The following is a 17,787-nucleotide window of genomic DNA, read 5'->3' on the forward strand; positions in this document are numbered from 1 at the left end:
CCGGGCTCAGATCAGGCCCGGATTGCGGGTCAGCGCCGTGAGGACGATATAAGCGTAGGCAAACAGGGCCGCCAGGAGCCAGCGCCCCCGTGCAGCTCGGCTGCGTGCGCGCTTGAGCGCCATGCTGCCGCACACGATATAGACAAGCAGCCCCAGCACCTTGGCTGTCAGCCAGCCCTGAACGAAGGGATACTGCCCGCTCATCCAGGCCAGCGTCAGCGCCGATGCAAGCAGGGTGCTGTCGATCAGATGCGGCAGGACACGCGTCAGGCGATGCTGGAGCCGGAGGCTCTCCTGCAGCATCCACCACGCCCGCACGGCAAATCCGAGACCGCTCAGGATCACGCAGGTCACGTGCAGGTGCTTGATGGCCAGATAACTCATGCGGCGGCTTTACCCAGCTGAATCACTTTGAGATGGCGCCAGTACAGATGAGCGACGCGCCAGAGGTGATAGAGCAACCAACCCTGCGAAAACAGACCGGCCAACCCCGCCAGCACCCAGGTCAGCGGCAAGGGGTAAATCACGGCCAGCAGCAGCAAAAAACTCAACACGACATGCGACCAGAACTGCTGGGCGGCCCCGGCCTCCGGCAACAAGCGGTTCATGGCCGGCACGCCCTTGCCGCCCGGCACCAGATTTTGCAAATGGAGCCAAGCCAGGAAGGGCAGGATTTTGTACAACATGCCAACGATGAATGACATGAACGCGCCCACCAGGACAAGCATGCCGAACGCCAGCGACCACGCCGGCGCTTCACTCACAGCGGGACGCAGGGCGACGGTCAACTGCATGGCGCAGGCCAAAATCGCCGACAGCAGACCAAACTGCCAGTAGCGATAGGTCGCATCTGCCCGAGCCCGTCGCCGCTGCGCCTGGAGACGCAAGGTCAGCAAGGCAAAGGCCGCCAGCACAACCGCCAGCCCGGCCTGAAAAAATCGTGCCCCCGCACCATCCGCCCACATCTGGACGAGCGACCAGGCGATCAGGACAGCGAACACGGCCGGCACCAGAAACCAGCTGAAGCGCGCCGGATAGCCCGGTGTCAGCTGAAACATGGGCACCACGACCAGGGAGAGGGCGACCACCAGGGCAGCCCCCCAACCGGCCAAGCCCCAGGCGGCATGCAAATCCACCCAGCGCGGATCAAAGCCGCCCCAGGCAAAGACCAGCACGCTGACCAAGCCGCCCCCCAGCGCCACCACCACCAGCAAGGCGAGCAAAGCCAGTTTCAGGCTACGAATCGTCGGACTGGTGCTCGGCACCGCCCAAAGAGCGCGCAAGCTGATCGCGAGAAACGTGCAGATGGAGAGGGCCAAGCCCAGCCCGCCCAACAGCAGGCCTGTCGGGCTGCCCCAGAGAAAACCGAACACCAGAAGCAGGGTTCCGCCGAGCAAACCGGCATGGGTCAGGCGGGCGACCCACAACGGGGCGGGTAAATTGGCCCCGGCCACCACGGGCAGGATCTGGATCAGGGCACCGAGCATGACCTGCGCCAGAAAGCCCAGCGTCAGCAGATGCGTCACCGCCAGCGCTGCCGGTGTCCAGCGCGAGGCCAGAATGGTCTCCCCTTCCAGCAGGAAGAGCAGTGCTGCCAGCATGCCCATCACGGGGGCAGTGAGGAAAAACCGGAAAGGCGCCGCCAAGGGCGGCGATTTATCGAAGGAAAGCAGGGCCTGCATCAACGGGTGATCAGGATTTCGAAGGTCCCGTCGGGCAACAGTTCGGTTTCATAGGCATGCCCGTTTTGCAGCAAGACCCGGTACAGGGGATGCGGCTCACGGAAGAGCAGGAGCAGCATCTTTTCGCCGGGCTGGATACGGTCCAGCATTTCCATCGTCTGCACGAAGGGCTCGGGCGGCTCCATATAACGCGCATCGACGATATGCGGTGTTTTCGGGTGGGTCATGCTACAGCCAATTCCTTTTCAAGTTCGCCAACCAGGGCTGCCAGATCGGCAGCCAGATGCTGATCACACATGGGATAGAGAATGTTCTCTTCCTTCATGTTGTGCTGCTGCATCATGATCAACAGGGTTTCTGCCTGCCCGAGGTAATCCTCGGCCTCACCGGCCCGCAGGGATTCGACGGCTGTCGCCATCAGGTCGCGCATTTGCGCATGCTCCATGCGCATCACCTGCGTCGGGCCGCCCATCATACCGGTTGCGCGCTCGAAAGCCGGAAAGAGTGTCTTTTCCTCAGCATCGAAATGCGCGAGGACGGCCGCCGAAAAGTGTTCGAACGCTGCCAGCCCGACAGGCAGCTTGCCTTGTGCAACAGCCTGCTCGACTGCCGCAAAAAAATCGTCGCACCGACGGTGATCGTCGGTCATGAAATGACGGATTGAAGCCATGTTTTCCAGCCTTTGATGTGACCCTGACACCTGCATTGTCAGGGTCACGCGTGGCGGTAAGCCTTGACCATGATCAAGAAGCAGAAAGCAACTTACTTCTCGAGTACATAGGTTCCGGGGGCATCGGCCAGGGCCGGGAATTTCCGGTTATCAGCCGGGTAAGCCGGAACCAGATCGCCCGTCCGCTCGCCCAGCCAGCGGGTCCAATCCGCCCACCAGGTGCCGTCATGACGCTCGGCCCGCTCGTGCCAGTGCTCCCAGTGCTCGTTGCGCTCCGGCTCGCCGATCCAATATGCCCGCTTGGGCGGGTTGACCGGCGGATTGACGATCCCGAGGATGTGACCCGACGTAGACAATACGAAGCGCACCGGTGCGGCCACATTGATGTACTTGCGGACCCGGTAGCACTGCTTCCACGGGGCAATGTGATCGTCCTCGGCGGTCACGGCATAGAGCGGCTGGACGATGGCATCGAGGTCGATGCTCTCGCCGGCGATCTGGAGCTTGTCGCGCTTGATCAGATTGTTCTGCAGATACATCTCGCGCAGGTAGTAGGCATGCATGGCCTGCGGCATGCGCGTGGTGTCCATGTTCCAGTACAGCACGTCGAAAGGCGGCAGGGCCTCGCCCAGCAGGTAGCTGTGCACCCAGTAGTGCCAGATCAGGCTGTTGGAGCGCAGCAGGCGGAAGGAGGACGCCATTTCCGCACCATCCAGGTAGCCCTTCTTTGCCATCATGCCTTCGATAGCCCCCACGCAGGCCTCATCAATGAAGACATCGATGTCGCCCGGATGCGAGAAATCGGTCAGGGTCGTAAACAAGGTCCAATGCGCCACCGGCACCTTGTCGGCGCCAAAGCGCTTGTTCGCCCAGGCCATGTAGGTGGTGACCAAGGTCCCACCGATGCAATAGCCGGCCAGATGCACCTTGGGCACCTTGCAGAATTCACAGGCAACACGGACCGCCTCATTCACGCCATCCAGCAGGTAATCATCAAAGCGCACGGCGGCCATGTCGGCACCCGGGTTTTTCCAGCTGGTGATGAAAACCGAGAAACCCTGATCGGTCAGGTACTTGACCATGCTTTTCTTGGGCGTCAGGTCCAGGATGTAGAACTTGTTGATCCAGGGCGTCGTGATCACAATGGGCATCGCCCGCACCGTATCGGTGGTCGGTGCATAGTGGATCAGTTCCAGCATGTGATTGCGGAACACCACCTTGCCCGGCGTCGTGCCGAGGTCTCGGCCAACCGTGAAGGCATCGGGCTCGACCATCAGGATGTTCTTGGCCTGCACATCCCGCATGAAATGGGTGAGGCCGGCTTGCAGACTTTCGCCCTTGCTATCGACGAAACGCTGCAAGGCCACCGGGTTCATCAGGAAGAAATTGGTCGGCGCCACCATGTTCAGCCACTTGCGCAGCCAGAAGGCGGAACGGCGACGCTCCTTGTCGGAAAGCCCCGGCGTTTCGAAGAGCATGTCCTCGAGACGATGCGTGAAGGCCAGGTACCACTCCTTGATGATGTCCCAGCTCGGCGACTCGGTCCACACCGGATCGGCAAAGCGGGCATCGTCGGCATGCGGTTTGATGACATCCTCCGACGGCATACCGAGGGCACGGCGGGCGACATGCGCTTGCAGTGCCATCAGATCGCCGGACAAGCCGACCGCGGCACGGGTCAGCTCTTGCGGATGCATCAGCCAGGCGACCTGAGCGGACAGCATCGAGGTCATGACGCCGAAGGGATCGAATGCCTGACTGACCGCCTTGCCCACCGACTCCATCGGACTCAGGTGGCCCAGATCCAGACCCTTGTGTGAAGCAGCGCTGTTACCCGACATGGTGTTTCCCCTTGAAGCAAGCATGCAAATATCTTACAGCGAACACATTTCACCGCGTTGCGGCAGGTCAACCCTCGGCCATCCAAGCTGCGTCCGGATAGCCTCCTGCAAGGCCTGGGCGGCCCCGCTCTCGCCATGCACGACGAAAGCCCGCCCCGGCGGCGTGGCAAAGCCCTTGAGCCAAGCCAGCAGCGCCGCCTGATCGGCATGGGCCGACAAGCCCCCCACGGTATAGATCCGGGCACGGACCGGAATCTGCTCACCAAAAATCCGGACCAGGCGCGCCCCGTCCACCAAACGCCGGCCCAGCGTACCCGCCGCCTGAAAACCGGTGATCAGTACGGTCGACTCGCTGCGCGGCAGGTTTTCGCGCAGGTGGTACTTGATGCGTCCAGCATCGCACATGCCGCTCGCCGAAATGATGACGGCCCCATGACGCACGGCATTCAAGGCTTTGGAACGCTCGATATCGGCGACGAACTCGATATGCAGCCGATCCGGGTGTGCTGCCTGCCAGGCCAGGAGATCGCGGCTTTCGGCATCGAGCAGCTCGGGATGCGCCAGGGTGATGCGCGTGGCGAGATCGGCCATCGGCGAATCGACATAGATTTTCTGCGCACCCAGACGTTTCTGGCGGACCAGGCGGATGAGCATGCACAACAATTCCTGCGTCCGTCCTACCGCAAAGGCCGGAATGATCAGATTGCCGCCCGCCGCGTGCGTCCGGTCGAAGGCAGCAACGATTTCATCCTCGGTTTCCGCGATATTGCGATGCAGGCGATTGCCGTAGGTCGACTCGACCAGGAGCAGATCAGCCGTGCGCGGCGGACGGACGGGATCGTTCAGGACCAGCCGGTCCGGCATGCCAAGGTCCCCGGAAAACACCAGATGACGCTGCCGCTTGCCCTGCCCCACCGTCACCGACAACCAGGCCGAGCCGAGGATATGGCCGGCGTCGTTGAAACTCACCGTCACGTCGACGGCCACCTGCCGGGGCGTCGCATACGGGACCGGGGTCAGCAACTGCAGGGCTGCCTGTGCCTGCATCACCGAGTACAGCGGGGCAGCCACGCCTTGCGGCCCGCGACCGCGCCGATGGCGATGCCGTAACTGCCATTCGGCTTCCTTCTCCTGGATGTGCGCCGAATCGGGCAACAGCACGGAAAGCAGGTCGACCGTCGCCGGCGTGGCATAGATCGGACCGCGAAAGCCGAGCATGGCCAGGCGCGGCAGCAAGCCGCTGTGATCAATGTGCGCATGGGTGAGCAGGACGAAATCCAGTTCCCGGACATCGAACCCGAGCTCGAGGGCCGCCAGGTTCTTCCGGTAAGCCTCAGCGCCGCCCTGAAACATGCCGCAATCGACGAGAAAACGGGTGCTGCCGGTATCGACCAGCGTGCAGGAACCGGTCACTTCGCCTGCGGCACCGAGAAAGGTGATATTCATATTTTCAATCCTCCCTACTTGGCGTAGCATGAACCTCAGGACGGCGGAAATCAACGCCAGGACAACGGTTTCGCGACTTCATGGAATGCGATTCCACCTTCAGGAGGTAAGCCATGTTCAAGCATATTCTCGTCCCGACCGACGGCTCCGAGCTGTCGCGCGCCACGGCCAAGCGGGCCGTCTCCTTTGCCAAGGAAGCCGGGGCCCGTGTCACGGTCTTTTTTGCCAAGCCGGAATACCCGATCGCCTACTTTGGCGAAGGGGCGCTGATCGATCCGACCACGCCGGAAAAATTCGCCGAACTGGCCAACGAGCAAGCCGCCGAATACCTCGGGGAAGTCGAGCGCGAGTGCGAGGCACTGGGTGTGCCTTGCGCCACGACGTCGGCCACCAGCGACATTCCCTACGAAGCCATCATCGAAGCGGCCGAAAACGCCGGTTGCGACCTGATTTTCATGGCCTCCCACGGACGCCGCGGGATCAGCGGCCTGTTGCTGGGCAGCGAGACCAACAAGGTGCTCACCCACTCCAAGATTCCGGTCCTGGTTTATCGCTGAGCGCCCGCCGGGCGGCAGGCCGGCCAGGTGTCCGGCGCCGCACGGAGGACCAGCTCGGTCAGGAATGCGAAGGCCGCCGTCAGGTGGCCTTCGGCTTTTGGGCTGAGTCCCGCGCCCAGTTCGAACGCCGCCCCGCGAATGCACAGGACCCAGGCAGGGGGCACCGGCATCTCCGGCAAGCGGCTCAAAACATGCAAGACACCTTCCGGCGGCAGGGCATGCGTGCTGTGTGTCCGACGGTCAACCGGCCCGATCGGGTAAAAATCAAACGGAGGCACGTGCGCCGCCCCCACGCAACCGGCATCGACGAAGATGGCCGCAGCCCGCCCCTGCAGATCCAGCGCGTGCTCGATGTTGAGCTGAAAATCCTCGATCACCTCGATCCGTTCGCTCAGGTGCTGTGCTGCGATCCAGGCCTCCAAGCGGCGGGCACAGGCAGGGCCCAGGGCATCGTCGCCCCGGCTTGGATTGCCGATGCAGAACACCACGATCGGTGCGCTCATGCCGCGCCCCGCGCCAACTGCGCCACGCACGTGCCTTCGGCGTCGTACAGCTCGAGTTGCAGCGGCATTTTGCCCAGCGCATGCGTCGCACAGGAAAGACAGGGGTCAAAGGCGCGGATGGCCACTTCGATGTGATTGAGCAGCCCTTCGGTCAGCGTGTGGCCATTCAGTTCGCGCCGGGCCACCTCGCGGATGGCACGGTTCATCGCCTCGTTGTTGTGGGTCGTCGAGACGATCAGGTTGGCCATGCTCACCAGATCGTCGTCATCCACCTGATAGTGGTGGATCAGGGTCCCGCGCGGCGCCTCGATGATACCGATGCCCTCCCGCACACGATCCCCGCCCGTCATCCGCTCGTCACCGAGCAGCGCATCGTCGTGCAGCAGGTCCTTGATCGTCTCGGCGGCGTGCAGCATCTCGATCATGCGCGCCCAGTGATAGGCCAGCGGCGCATGCAGCAGGCGCCCGCCCGCATCATCGACAAAGGCGCGCCGCTCGCGCTCAGCCAGCGGCGTCGGGATGGCATCGCAGTTCTGAATACGCGCCAGCGGCCCCACCTTGTACCAGCCGTCCGCCGGCCCCAGCGCGCGCAGGAAGGGAAACTTCATGTAACTCCAGGGCTTCACTTCTTCCGCGATGAGTCCGGCGTAATCGGCATCCCGCACGCCCTCATGGCGGAGGGTGCCGTCGGCGTCCCGGACGCGCAGCGTGCCCTGGTAAAAATCGAGCGCTCCCGCCGGGCCGACCAGGGAGAACAGGGCGGACGGCACCGCACCAAACTGAGCGTAATAGGCGGCATCGGCCTGATGCAGACGCTGGATCAGATGCACGGCATCGCGCGCCCAGGCGACCACCTGATAGACCTCTTTGAGCAAGGCATCGCGCTCCTCCGGGGCCAGCGACTTGTTCATGCCGCCCGGTACCGCCCCCGTGCCATGCACCCGCTTGCCCGCCGTGCCCCGGATCACCTCCTGGCCGAATTTGCGCAGCAGGATGCCCTGGCGGGCGATCTCCGGATGCGCCTCGACCACGCCCACAATATTGCGGCGCGCCGCATCGCTGTCGAAACCGAAAAGCAGATCCGGCGAGGAAAGATGAAAAAAGTGCAGCGCATGCGACTGCAACATCTGGCCGTAATGCATCAGTCGCCGCAGTTTTTCCGCCGTGGGCGTGAGCCTGCGGGCGCCGACGATGACATCCATCGCCTTGGCGGCGGCAAGATGATGGGAGACCGGACAGATGCCGCACAGGCGCTGCACGATGACCGGTACCTCCCAATAGGGTCGCCCCCGGATGAATGCCTCGAAGCCGCGAAACTCGACAATATGCAGCCGGACCTGATGCACACGATCGTCCGCATCGAGCAGCAAGGTGACCTTGCCATGCCCTTCGACACGAGACACCGGGTCGATCGCCACCCGACGCAGACCGGCAGGCGTTTCGGCAGTTTCAAGCATGTCGTTCATCTGCGCCCTCCTTGCTGTCCCGATACCGCGGCCAGCGCGCCGTTTTTGCCGCCGTCCGACGGTCGACCGTCGGACGGGCCCCAAAATCACACGACCGGCGCTCAGTCATACTGCACCTGCCCTGCCGCCAGGCGCGGCGTCCGCCCGGCCAGCAGATCCGAAAGCACCGCCCAAAGCGTATCGGCGCTGGGCGGACAACCCGGAATCCAGTAATCGATGTGCACCACCTCATGCAGCGGATAGACGCGATCGAGCAGCAAGGGCAATTCGGGATCATTCGGGATCCGCCCATTCACCAGCCCCGGGGCGGTGTGATACACCGTTTCCAGCAGGATCGGCAGCGCCAGCTGATTGCGCTGCGCCGGCAAGCCCCCCGTGACGGCACAGGCCCCCACCGCCAGCAGCAGCTTGCAGCGGGCGCGGAAGGTGCGCAGCACATGAACGTTCTCGGCATTACAGACCGCCCCTTCAATGAGCCCGATGTCGCAATCCGGGTGCGGCACCTTGATGTCGGTGAGCGGCGAGCAGTCCAGCTCAACGTGCTCCAGCAGGTCGAGCAAGCGCGTGTCGATGTCGAGGAAGGACATGTGGCAGCCAAAGCACCCGGCCAGCGAGGTCGTGGCCAGGCGCAGTTTGCGTGTCCCAGGCGCGGCCGGCTTCATACGCCCTCCTCCCGATTCGCGGTTTTCAGGGGGCCTGCCACCTGCGCATGGCCGTCGTAAGTGCGCTCGCCGATCGGTACGGCAAAACCGCGTCGCTTGGGCAGGATCGCCCCCACCGGACAAATCCGGGCAGCCAGATCGTCGGCACTCAGATCGCTATCGACCAATCGCCCGGATGCGGCATTGACCACCAGATGCGTCCCGATGCCGCGCCCGCCAAGGGCAAAAACCGCCTTGCCATCGACCTCGCGGCTGGCACGGATGCACAGCGTGCACAGGATGCAGCGGTTCAGATCCAGCAGGATGTCCGGGTGCGAGGCATCGAGCGGGCGGGCCGGGAAAAACTGCGGGTAATGCGGCGAGGTCATGCCGAGATGGGCGGCGGTGGCCTGCAACTGGCAGTGCCCGCTCTGCTCGCAGCCGGGGCAGAAATGATTGCCTTCGACGAAGAGCATCTGGGTCAGATGCCGACGTTCGGCATTCAGCGCCTCGGTATCGCTCTCGACCCGCAAGCCGGGCATCGCGCGCAAGGTACAGGCCGCCGTATGCCGCCCCTCGACCCGCACCGTACAGAGCTTGCACCCGCCATAGGGCTTGAAATCGGGATGGTGGCAGAGGTGCGGGATGAACACGCCAGCCCGCGTGGCGGCGGAGAGTACCGTCTCCCCCTCGGCAAAGGGGATGGTCTGGCCATCGAGGATAAAGGTATGCGCCATGTCAGGTGGCCTCATCGGCGGCGGCAGAAAGATGCGCGCCAGGGTCATCGCGCCCGCTCATCTGGCGGGCGGCAGCCAGCGCCTGATCGAGATCGAAGGCCGGCACGAAGGTCGTGTGCTGCAGGCGTTGCAGGTACGCCGGCCGAAAATGGGCCAGGGTATCGAGCACCGGGTTGCAGGCCGTATGACCCAGGCCGCAGTGGCTGCTGCGCTGCAGGAGGCCATTTAGCTGTTCAATCTCCGCCAGATCGCATGGCGATCCGCCCCCCCGCTGTAGCTTGTCCATCCAGTCACGCAGCAAGCGGGTGCCCACCCGGCAAGGCGTGCAGAAGCCGCAGCTTTCGTGCTGGAAGAAATGTACGTAGTTGCGCGCGACCTCGAACATGTCGCGCCGCTGGTCGAAAATCGTGAAAGCCCCCGCCGTCGGGATATCCTCGAAGGCGAGACAACGGTCGAACGCGTCGGCCCCGATGCAGACGCCGGATGGCCCGCCGACCTGTACCGCCTGCGTCTCCTGCGCCCCGCAGGCTGCCAGCACCGCCCGCACGCTGACGCCGAAGGGAAACTCGTAGACACCCGGGCGGGCGCAATCGCCGGCGACCGAAAGCAGCTTCGTACCGGCCGAATGCGCTGTCCCGCGGTCGGCATACCAGGCGCCGCCCTGCACGGCAATCAAGGCTGCCGCGGCAAAGGTTTCCACGTTATTGACCACGGTCGGCTGATCGAGATAGCCGTTCGTCACCGGGAAGGGCGGGCGGTTACGCGGCGTCCCGCGCTTGCCTTCAAGCGACTCGATGAGGGCAGACTCCTCGCCGCAGACATAGGCGCCGGCCCCCAGGTGAATTTCGATGTCGAAATCCATCCCCGGCACGCCCAGGATATCCGGCCCCAGCAACCCGGCCTGACGCCGCTCGGCCAGCACCGACTCGAGCCCGGCCAAAAGAAAACGGTACTCGCCGCGCAGATAGATAAACCCGCGACGGGCGCCGATGGCGTACGCCGCCACGGTCATCCCCTCGATCACCAGATCGGGGCGCGTGGCCAGCAGCACCCGGTCCTTGAAGGTACCGGGTTCGCCCTCATCGGCATTGCACACCACGCAGCGTGTCTGCCCCGCCGGCAAGGGCGCATGACGGCAGGCCTCCCATTTGAGGCCGGTCATGAAACCGGCGCCCCCCCGGCCGCGCAGGTTGGCCCGCTTGATTTCATCGAGCAGCGCATCCGGCCCGGCCAAGCCGCCCGGCAAACCCTCCCGCCAGGAACGCAGATTGGCCGCCGCCAGGCCGTCCTGCGGCACTCGTTCGCGTACCGCGCGCAGCGCATCGCCCGGCGCGAAGGGGGTCTCCAACAGGCGATCGCGCCGCCAGACCGGATGCTCCACGGCAAACAACTCGGCCGGCCAGGCATCGAGCGGCACACGCTCGCGCACCAGGTCGGCAATCTGGTCGATACGTCCGACGGTCAACCGGCCAATCGGGCGCAAATTGACCAGCAAGGCCGGCCCCTGGTCGCACAAGCCGGTGCAGGAGGTGCGGTCAATGCTGACCAGTCCATCTTCCGAGACTTTGCCGGCCTCCACCCAGAGGCTCGCACACAGACGCTGCATGAGGGCTTCGCTGCCCTGCATGCGGTCAGTGATGTTGTCGGAAAAGAGAATCCGGTAGCGGCCGACCGGCTGCAGATGGAAGAAGGCATAAAAGCCGGCCACGCCCTCGACCTGCGCGAGCGGCAGCCTCAGGCCGGCAGCCACGGCGGCACGTACGGCAGGCGGCAACCAGCCGACTGCTTCCTGACAGTGATGGAGAATCTGCACCAGGCGGGTCGGATCGTGCCCCTGCGCCGCCAGAATCCCGCCCACCACGCGCCCCTGCTCGCTTTCATCCATCTCCCGCCCCCGGAAACTGATGCTCACAAGGCGAGCCTAGCATCCGCAGCGGCGAAACTTTTGCGTCAGATCAAGCCGGATGCAGCCCGCTCCCCCGCCGTGGGATCGGTACTCAGGGGGCCTGGCAGCGCCCCTGACCGGGCTCGATCCGGCACCAGATCTTGCCGGTCCGCTGATCGACGAACTCGAGGGCAGTCAACGCGCCCACGAAGTAGCGCTTTTTCAAGGTGAAATCGTCCGGATGCGCATGCGTGGCCTTCCAGAAGGTGGTGCTTTCGCTGAGCACGGGCGGCGCCAGACGCAAATGCGCGCGCAGGCTCAGGTGGGCACTGCTGCCGGCCGGCAGCTCGGCGACGAAACCGGCGTCGTCATCGACCTGGCGCGGATAGAAGGCGTAGAGATTGTCGAAGGCGAGGAAATAATCGTAGCGCCAGCGCACATGTGTCAGCTGCGGGCTGCCGATCTTGTCTTCCTGCGCGTATTCGCCGCGCTCCACCCATTCAGACTGCACGGGCAGGAATTTGAAGCGGTAATAGTCGTCGACCGCCGGATTGGCATTCGGCTGCCAGCTCCAGCCTTCGGCAATCTGATTGAATGCCATGCGGTAGCGGAATACTTCGCGCCCGTTCCCGAGGTCGGTGACCCGCTCCTCCGCGTCTGGCGGCCCCAGATCGACGGCCAGTGCGATGCTACGCCCAGGCAGACCGCTCTCACCCGCAGCGAGTTGCGCGGACAGCCCGGCATATTGCTGGGCGGGACGCTCCTGAGCCGAGGCGGCGGATAAAAAAGTGGCGGCCGCAGCCGCCAGGAAGAGATGATGATGTCTGAGGTGGAACATTCGCCTTTGTCCGCTTCCCTGAGTGAAAGCGGACATCACGGAGAATGCGCCGACCATCTGGCTTAACCCATGATTTACATCAACAATTTCAACGCCCGCACCACGGCGGCGAATGATTCCATGGCGAAGGCTCCGGGCGCTGATAGGTGCTGCGCACGATACCGGTTGTCCCATCGAACAAGACGCCAAACCGTGCCAGCTTGCTCCAGTCGTCACAAATACGCCATTCCCAGACCAACTCGTCACGCGCCTTGAAATACGTGGTCCAGGGCGGAAACGGCGGCCCGATCAGCCGCAACACCGCCTCCTGTCCGTCGACACCCGGCCGGATACGCGCGAAATGCGCACTCGTCAGTACATTCTCGAGACGCAGGACTCGTCCATCCTGCCCCAGGTGCACCATATAGGTATGCACCCCGGCCGGACCACGCGGATAGGCCCATTGCTGCCCGGCCTCATCCTGCCAGGTCAGGCTGGGTACGCCCATCACTGCCCGCACCTCGTCCTGCGTAGACACCCCCGGTTTCAAGGGATAACCATCATAGGCCGCACAGGCCGACAGGCAGAGCGCCACACCCGATAGGACCGTAGAACGCCAATTCACCCCACACCTCCTGTTTTCCGCCAGCGGACCAACCTGTGGTCAACCACATCCCCGGCCAGCATTTGCGTCAGGTCAACATTACGTAACATGCAGCGTGCCAGAATGCTGTTGCACTACAGCAAAAAACAAAGCGAACGCACAGCCGGCAAAGCCTCAACGACTGCTGCATCGCACACTCATCGCTACTGTCTGAAAGAAGAACGCATGACTACCAATGCTACCCCAACCCTCCCGCTGGCCGGCAAGAAAGGCTTGATCACCGGCGTTGCCAACGACAAGTCGATTGCCTTTGCCGTGGCCAAGGCCATTGTCGAACTGGGCGGCGAAATCGCCCTGACCTACCAGAACGAGAAAACCGCCAAATACACCCAGCCGCTTGCCGAATCCATCGGTGCCAAGCTGTTCCTGAAGCTGGATGTGGCCGAGCCGGGCTCGCTGGAAAACGTCATCGCCCAATGCGGCGAGGCCTTCGGTGAAATCGACTTTGCCATTCACTCGATGGCCTTCTGCAATGCCGACGACCTGCACGGCCGCGTCATCGACGCCACCGAAGAAGGCTTCGATGCCGCGATGAACATTTCCTGCCACAGCTTCCTGCGCATGGCCAAGGCGCTGGAGCCGCTGATGAGCCATGGCGGCTCGCTGATCACCATGTCCTACCTCGGCGCCGAACGCGTCGTCCGTAACTACGGCGTGATGGGCATCATCAAGGCCGCGCTGGAGTCTGCCGTCCGGTACATGGCCTACGACCTCGGCCCCAAAGGCATCCGCGTGTTCGCCGTTTCGCCCGGCCCGATCATGACGCGCGCCGCCTCCGGCATCGCCAACTTCAACCAGTTGCTGGAAGCCGATGCCGCCAAGGCACCGCTGGGCCGTACCGTGACCATCGAGGAAGTCGGCGCCCTGACCGCCTTCCTGTGCACGCAAGGCTCCTCGGGCATGACCGGCCAGACCATCTACGTCGACGGCGGCGCCCACATCGTTGCCTGATTCGAACGGGGCCCCGCCGCCGGGCAGGGCCCCGCTTTTCCAGCAGAAGGAGGACACCCCCATGGACACCCTCGGTCCCGGCATCATTGCCGATCCGGTCCCGGATCACCCCCTGCTCAACGGCCGCGCCGAACTCGGGCGTGGCGAGAACACCATCGTCCTGGCGGGCGATACGGTCGACGGCCAGGAACGCGTTTTCAAACTCCTCTCTTCCCCCACCGACTACGCCTATTACACGGCGGAGGATCGCCCGACCGGGCGTCACTTTCCGGTGGTCTTTGCCGACCACGGCACGGTGGGACGATCGAGCCGAGGCTTTCCCTTCCATATCGTCGAAGTGGAACGTCTCTATCCGCTGCCCGGCCAGGGCGAGGCCGCCGAGGTGGCGACCAAGATCTCGACCTCGTATTTCGATGCCTGCATGATCTGGCGCGACCTGGCACAGGACATGGGACGCATCGCCCTGCATCACCTTTGCGTGACCCCCATGGGCTGGGCGGATACCGTCCAGCAGTCCCTGAAGGCCCTGGAGGATTTTTCGACCGACTACGGTGCGCTGCCCGACCTGATCAAGGCGGACAATCTGATGATGCGCAAGGACGGCACCCTCGTCTTCTCCGACCCGGTCTTCATGGAATAACAATGAGCATCTCCGAAGTGCACTTCACCTCGCGCCAACTGGCCGAGTCGCTGGCCGGATCGCCCTACATGGCCGTCATTTCGATCACCGATCCGGGAACACCCGAGGCGCGTCTTGACCCGCTGTTCAAGCACGTCCTTCGTCTGTCCTTTTACGACGCGCTGCCGGCGGATGAATTCATGCCCGCCCCGCCCGGCCTCTTCGATCATGAAATGGCGCGCCAGATCAGCCAGTTCGTCACCGACCTGATGGCGGCCCCTTTTGCCCTGTCCGTGATGGTGCATTGCGAATACGGCATCAGCCGCTCGGCGGCCGTCGCACTCTTTGTCGAAGCGCTCTCCGGCGCCCCGCTGACGGCCCGGGAATTCACGTACGAAGCCAATCTGTGGGTACTGGAACGCCTGCAGCAGTTGCACCCGGACCTCGACATCGACGTCCCGCCGCGCGAATTCGCCCATGACCGGCGGCATATGGTACGCGCCTGATATTGAAGGAGTATTCCCATGACGGAAGGCCACACCCGACACCTCGTCAACCGCACCTACGATGAAATCAAGGTCGGCGACAGCGCCGCACTGACTCGCACCCTGATGCCGGAAGATGTCCGCCTCTTTGCCGTGCTGACCGGCGATCTCAATCCCGCCACGCAGGACGAAGGCAATTCGACCACCGGCATGTTCCGGGAGATGGTCGCGCACGGCATGTGGAGCGGTTCGCTCGTCTCCACCCTGCTCGGAACGCAATTTCCCGGCCCGGGAACGCAACTGATCGATCAGCGCCTGCACTTTGCCCGCCCGGTCAATATCGGGGACACGATCACGATCACCCTGACCGCACGCCAGAAATTCGACCATAACCGGCATGTGCTGCTCGACTGCAGTTGCGTCAATCAGGAAGGCCTGGTTGTGGTGCATGGCACAGTCGAAGTCCAGGCGCCGACAGAAAAGATCGCGCGTATCGAAACAGCGGCCCGCCCCGAAATCCGCATCGATGACAAGCACGCCCGCTACACGCAGATGCTGGAACGCGTCAAAGGCCTGGAGCCGATTCCCACGGCAGTGGCCCACCCCTGTGACTGCGAATCGCTGAAAGGCCCCGTCATGGCCTTCCAGGCCGGGATCATCGAGCCCATTCTGGTCGGCCCGGAAGCCAAAATCCGGTCGGTGGCGGAAGAGCATGGCATTGACCTGTACGGCATCCGCATCGTGCATGCCGCGCACAGCCACGACGCGGCCGCGCTCGCCGTCTCGCTGGTCCGTACCGGTGACGCAGAAGCCCTGATGAAGGGCAGCCTGCACACCGACGAACTGATGAGCGAAGTGGTCTCGCGTGCCAACGGCCTGCGCACCAATCGCCGGATCAGCCACGTGTTCCTGATGGACGTCCCGACCTATCACCGCCCGCTTCTGATCACCGATGCCGCGATCAATATCGCGCCCTCGCTGGAAGACAAGGTCGATATCATTCAAAACGCCATCGATCTGGCCCACGTGATCGGGATTCCCGAACCCAAAGTGGCGATTTTGTCCGCCGTCGAGACGGTCAACCCGAAAATCCAGTCCACTTTGGACGCAGCCGCCCTTTGCAAGATGGCGGATCGCGGCCAGATCAAAGGCGGCATCCTGGACGGCCCGCTCGCCTTCGACAACGCGGTTTCCATCGTGGCTGCCAAAACCAAGGGCATCCATTCCGCTGTAGCCGGCCATGCCGAGATCCTCGTGGTGCCGGATCTCGAGTCCGGCAACATGGTGGCCAAACAGCTCGAATACCTCGCCAACGCGCTGACCGCCGGCATCGTGCTCGGCACGCGCGTTCCGATTGTCCTGACCAGTCGCGCCGATACGGCAGAAACACGCACTGCCTCCTGCGTCATCGCCGCCCTGGTCGCCCACGCCAAACGCAACTCTGGAAATACCTAAGATGAAAGAAGCCATCCTGACGATCAATGCCGGATCGTCCTCCATCAAATTTGCCCTTTTCCCGCTCACTCAGCCGATCTCTCCCGATGCGGAAGTCGCCGGACAAATCGACGGCATCGGCACCAGCGCGACGCGCATGGTGGCCAAGGACCGTGCCGGCGAAAAAATCGCCGACCAGACACTGGCCGGGGAAAAAGTCAGCCACGATCAGGCCTTCGACGCGCTGCTGCAATGGTTCCAGGCCACCCAGAGCAGCTGGCGTATCGTCGCCGTCGGACATCGTGTCGTACATGGCGGCGAGCGCTACTCGCAACCGACCGTGATCGACGCCACCGTGCTCGGTCACCTGGAGAGCTTCATCCCGCTCGCCCCGCTGCACGAGCCGCACAACGTGGCCGGTATCCGCGCCCTGCAGAAACTCCTGCCCGACGTACCGCAAGTCGCCTGCTTCGATACCGCCTTCCATCGCAGCCAGCCGGATGTAGCCCAGGTTTTCGGCCTACCGCGTGCGTTGACCGCCGAAGGCATCAAACGCTACGGCTTCCATGGCCTGTCCTACGAATTCATCGCCCGCGCCCTACCGGAACACTCCCACCGGGCCAGCGGGCGGGTGGTCGTCGCTCACCTGGGTAACGGTGCGAGCATGGCGGCCATGGTCAATCGCAAGTGCGTCGCCACCACCCTCGGTTTTTCGACCATCGACGGCCTGCTCATGGGCACGCGCTGCGGCAATCTGGACCCGGGCGTCGTGCTGCACCTGATGGATACCAAGGGCTATTCGGTCAAGGACATGACGCGCATCCTGTACAAGGAGTCCGGCCTCCTCGGCGTCTCCGGCATCAGCCAGGACATGCGCACCCTGCTTGCCAGCGACAAGCCGGAAGCCCACGAGGCGGTCGAGCTGTTCTGCTACCGCATCGTGCGCGAGCTTGGTTCGCTCGTCGCTGCGGCAGGCGGCATTGACGCACTGGTGTTCACCGGCGGCATCGGCGAACACGCAGCGGAAGTCCGCCGCCGCGTCTGTCTGCAATGTGAATGGCTGGGCATCCGCCTCAATCCGGAAGCCAATGCACGCCACGACAACGTGATCAGCGCCGGCAACAGCAGCGTCGACGTGCTGGTCATTCCGACCAACGAAGAGTGGATGATGGCCCACCACGCACAGACCCTGCTCGCGCTTTAACAAAATATTTTTTCTTCATAAGCCCCGGGAGAAAAATCGCCCGGGGCTTTGTTTTTTCGGGCTTTCCCGGACGGCATAACCCCCTCGACCAAGCCGACGCACAACACCCCGTATCTAGTCAACGGATTGCAACCAACCACTACATCTAGTAGATTCTCGGCATTCCAATACTAATCGAGAGGAGC

19 protein-coding genes are annotated in these 17,787 nt (G+C 63.5%); 6 read left to right on the forward strand and 13 right to left on the reverse strand.

What is annotated here, in order from left to right:
- Positions 1-6: 6 nt before the first annotated feature.
- From AACO21_RS09260 to AACO21_RS09285, 6 genes are all read right to left on the reverse strand, one after another.
- Positions 7-384 (reverse strand): SirB2 family protein, encoded by a 378-nt coding sequence (locus AACO21_RS09260; protein ID WP_346192234.1) that lies wholly within the window; start codon positions 382-384, stop codon positions 7-9.
- Entirely contained in the window at positions 381-1,682 is a 1,302-nt protein-coding gene (locus tag AACO21_RS09265; protein ID WP_346192235.1) for a hypothetical protein, read from the reverse strand. The genes AACO21_RS09260 and AACO21_RS09265 overlap by 4 nt, the downstream gene beginning before the upstream one ends.
- On the reverse strand, positions 1,682-1,909 hold the full coding sequence (locus AACO21_RS09270; protein ID WP_346192236.1) for a DUF2249 domain-containing protein: 228 nt from the start codon (positions 1,907-1,909) through the stop codon (positions 1,682-1,684). Before AACO21_RS09270 ends, AACO21_RS09265 begins: the two co-directional genes overlap by 1 nt.
- A complete protein-coding gene (locus AACO21_RS09275; RefSeq protein ID WP_346192237.1) occupies positions 1,906-2,352 on the reverse strand; it encodes a hemerythrin domain-containing protein in 447 nt (148 codons plus the stop codon). The genes AACO21_RS09270 and AACO21_RS09275 overlap by 4 nt, the downstream gene beginning before the upstream one ends.
- Positions 2,353-2,444: 92 nt before the next feature.
- Complete coding sequence (locus tag AACO21_RS09280; protein WP_346192238.1) at positions 2,445-4,193, reverse strand: alpha/beta fold hydrolase; 1,749 nt, start codon at positions 4,191-4,193, stop codon at positions 2,445-2,447.
- A 33-nt stretch (positions 4,194-4,226) separates the two neighbouring features.
- On the reverse strand, positions 4,227-5,639 hold the full coding sequence (locus tag AACO21_RS09285; RefSeq protein ID WP_346192239.1) for an MBL fold metallo-hydrolase: 1,413 nt from the start codon (positions 5,637-5,639) through the stop codon (positions 4,227-4,229).
- A 113-nt stretch (positions 5,640-5,752) separates the two neighbouring features.
- Here AACO21_RS09285 and AACO21_RS09290 point away from each other — a divergent pair, with 113 nt between their 5' ends.
- Positions 5,753-6,196, forward strand: a complete 444-nt coding sequence (locus AACO21_RS09290) for a universal stress protein (protein WP_346192240.1) — start codon at positions 5,753-5,755, stop codon at positions 6,194-6,196.
- On the opposite strand, the gene AACO21_RS09295 is transcribed toward AACO21_RS09290, so the two are convergent.
- The 7 genes from AACO21_RS09295 to AACO21_RS09325 all read right to left on the reverse strand — a co-directional run bounded on the left by AACO21_RS09295 (position 6,187) and on the right by AACO21_RS09325 (position 12,870).
- Positions 6,187-6,699: a hydrogenase maturation protease gene (locus tag AACO21_RS09295; RefSeq protein ID WP_346192241.1), complete on the reverse strand. Its 513-nt coding sequence runs from the start codon at positions 6,697-6,699 to the stop codon at positions 6,187-6,189. The genes AACO21_RS09290 and AACO21_RS09295 overlap by 10 nt on opposite strands.
- Positions 6,696-8,165 (reverse strand): Ni/Fe hydrogenase subunit alpha, encoded by a 1,470-nt coding sequence (locus tag AACO21_RS09300; RefSeq protein WP_346192242.1) that lies wholly within the window; start codon positions 8,163-8,165, stop codon positions 6,696-6,698. The genes AACO21_RS09295 and AACO21_RS09300 overlap by 4 nt, the downstream gene beginning before the upstream one ends.
- A gap of 101 nt (positions 8,166-8,266) precedes the next feature.
- Positions 8,267-8,827 carry an NADP oxidoreductase gene (locus tag AACO21_RS09305; protein ID WP_346192243.1) on the reverse strand — a complete coding sequence of 187 codons (561 nt, stop codon included), beginning with the start codon at positions 8,825-8,827 and terminating at the stop codon, positions 8,267-8,269.
- Entirely contained in the window at positions 8,824-9,543 is a 720-nt protein-coding gene (locus AACO21_RS09310) for a 2Fe-2S iron-sulfur cluster-binding protein (RefSeq protein WP_346192244.1), read from the reverse strand. Before AACO21_RS09310 ends, AACO21_RS09305 begins: the two co-directional genes overlap by 4 nt.
- A 1-nt stretch (position 9,544) precedes the next feature.
- Positions 9,545-11,428, reverse strand: coding sequence for an NAD(P)H-dependent oxidoreductase subunit E (locus tag AACO21_RS09315; protein ID WP_346192300.1), 1,884 nt, complete (start codon positions 11,426-11,428; stop codon positions 9,545-9,547).
- A 112-nt stretch (positions 11,429-11,540) separates the two neighbouring features.
- Positions 11,541-12,266: a hypothetical protein gene (locus AACO21_RS09320; protein WP_346192245.1), complete on the reverse strand. Its 726-nt coding sequence runs from the start codon at positions 12,264-12,266 to the stop codon at positions 11,541-11,543.
- A gap of 88 nt (positions 12,267-12,354) precedes the next feature.
- The gene (locus AACO21_RS09325; RefSeq protein WP_346192246.1) at positions 12,355-12,870 is read right to left on the reverse strand and encodes a hypothetical protein; all 516 of its coding nucleotides are present in this window, start codon (positions 12,868-12,870) and stop codon (positions 12,355-12,357) included.
- A 204-nt stretch (positions 12,871-13,074) separates the two neighbouring features.
- Between AACO21_RS09325 and fabI the strand changes: the two genes are divergently transcribed.
- The 5 genes from fabI (at position 13,075) to AACO21_RS09350 (ending at position 17,602) form a co-directional block, all read left to right on the forward strand.
- Complete coding sequence (fabI, locus tag AACO21_RS09330) at positions 13,075-13,860, forward strand: enoyl-ACP reductase FabI (RefSeq protein WP_346192247.1); 786 nt, start codon at positions 13,075-13,077, stop codon at positions 13,858-13,860.
- 61 nt (positions 13,861-13,921) lie between these two features.
- Entirely contained in the window at positions 13,922-14,500 is a 579-nt protein-coding gene (locus AACO21_RS09335) for a hypothetical protein (protein WP_346192248.1), read from the forward strand.
- A gap of 2 nt (positions 14,501-14,502) precedes the next feature.
- Positions 14,503-14,985, forward strand: a complete 483-nt coding sequence (locus AACO21_RS09340; protein WP_346192249.1) for a hypothetical protein — start codon at positions 14,503-14,505, stop codon at positions 14,983-14,985.
- A gap of 18 nt (positions 14,986-15,003) precedes the next feature.
- Positions 15,004-16,419, forward strand: a complete 1,416-nt coding sequence (locus AACO21_RS09345; protein ID WP_346192250.1) for a bifunctional enoyl-CoA hydratase/phosphate acetyltransferase — start codon at positions 15,004-15,006, stop codon at positions 16,417-16,419.
- Position 16,420: 1 nt separating this feature from the next.
- A complete protein-coding gene (locus AACO21_RS09350) occupies positions 16,421-17,602 on the forward strand; it encodes an acetate/propionate family kinase (protein ID WP_346192251.1) in 1,182 nt (393 codons plus the stop codon).
- Positions 17,603-17,787 lie beyond the last annotated feature (185 nt).

Origin of the sequence: Dechloromonas sp. ZS-1, from assembly GCF_039649255.1 — a bacterium.
Lineage (GTDB): Bacteria > Pseudomonadota > Gammaproteobacteria > Burkholderiales > Rhodocyclaceae > Azonexus.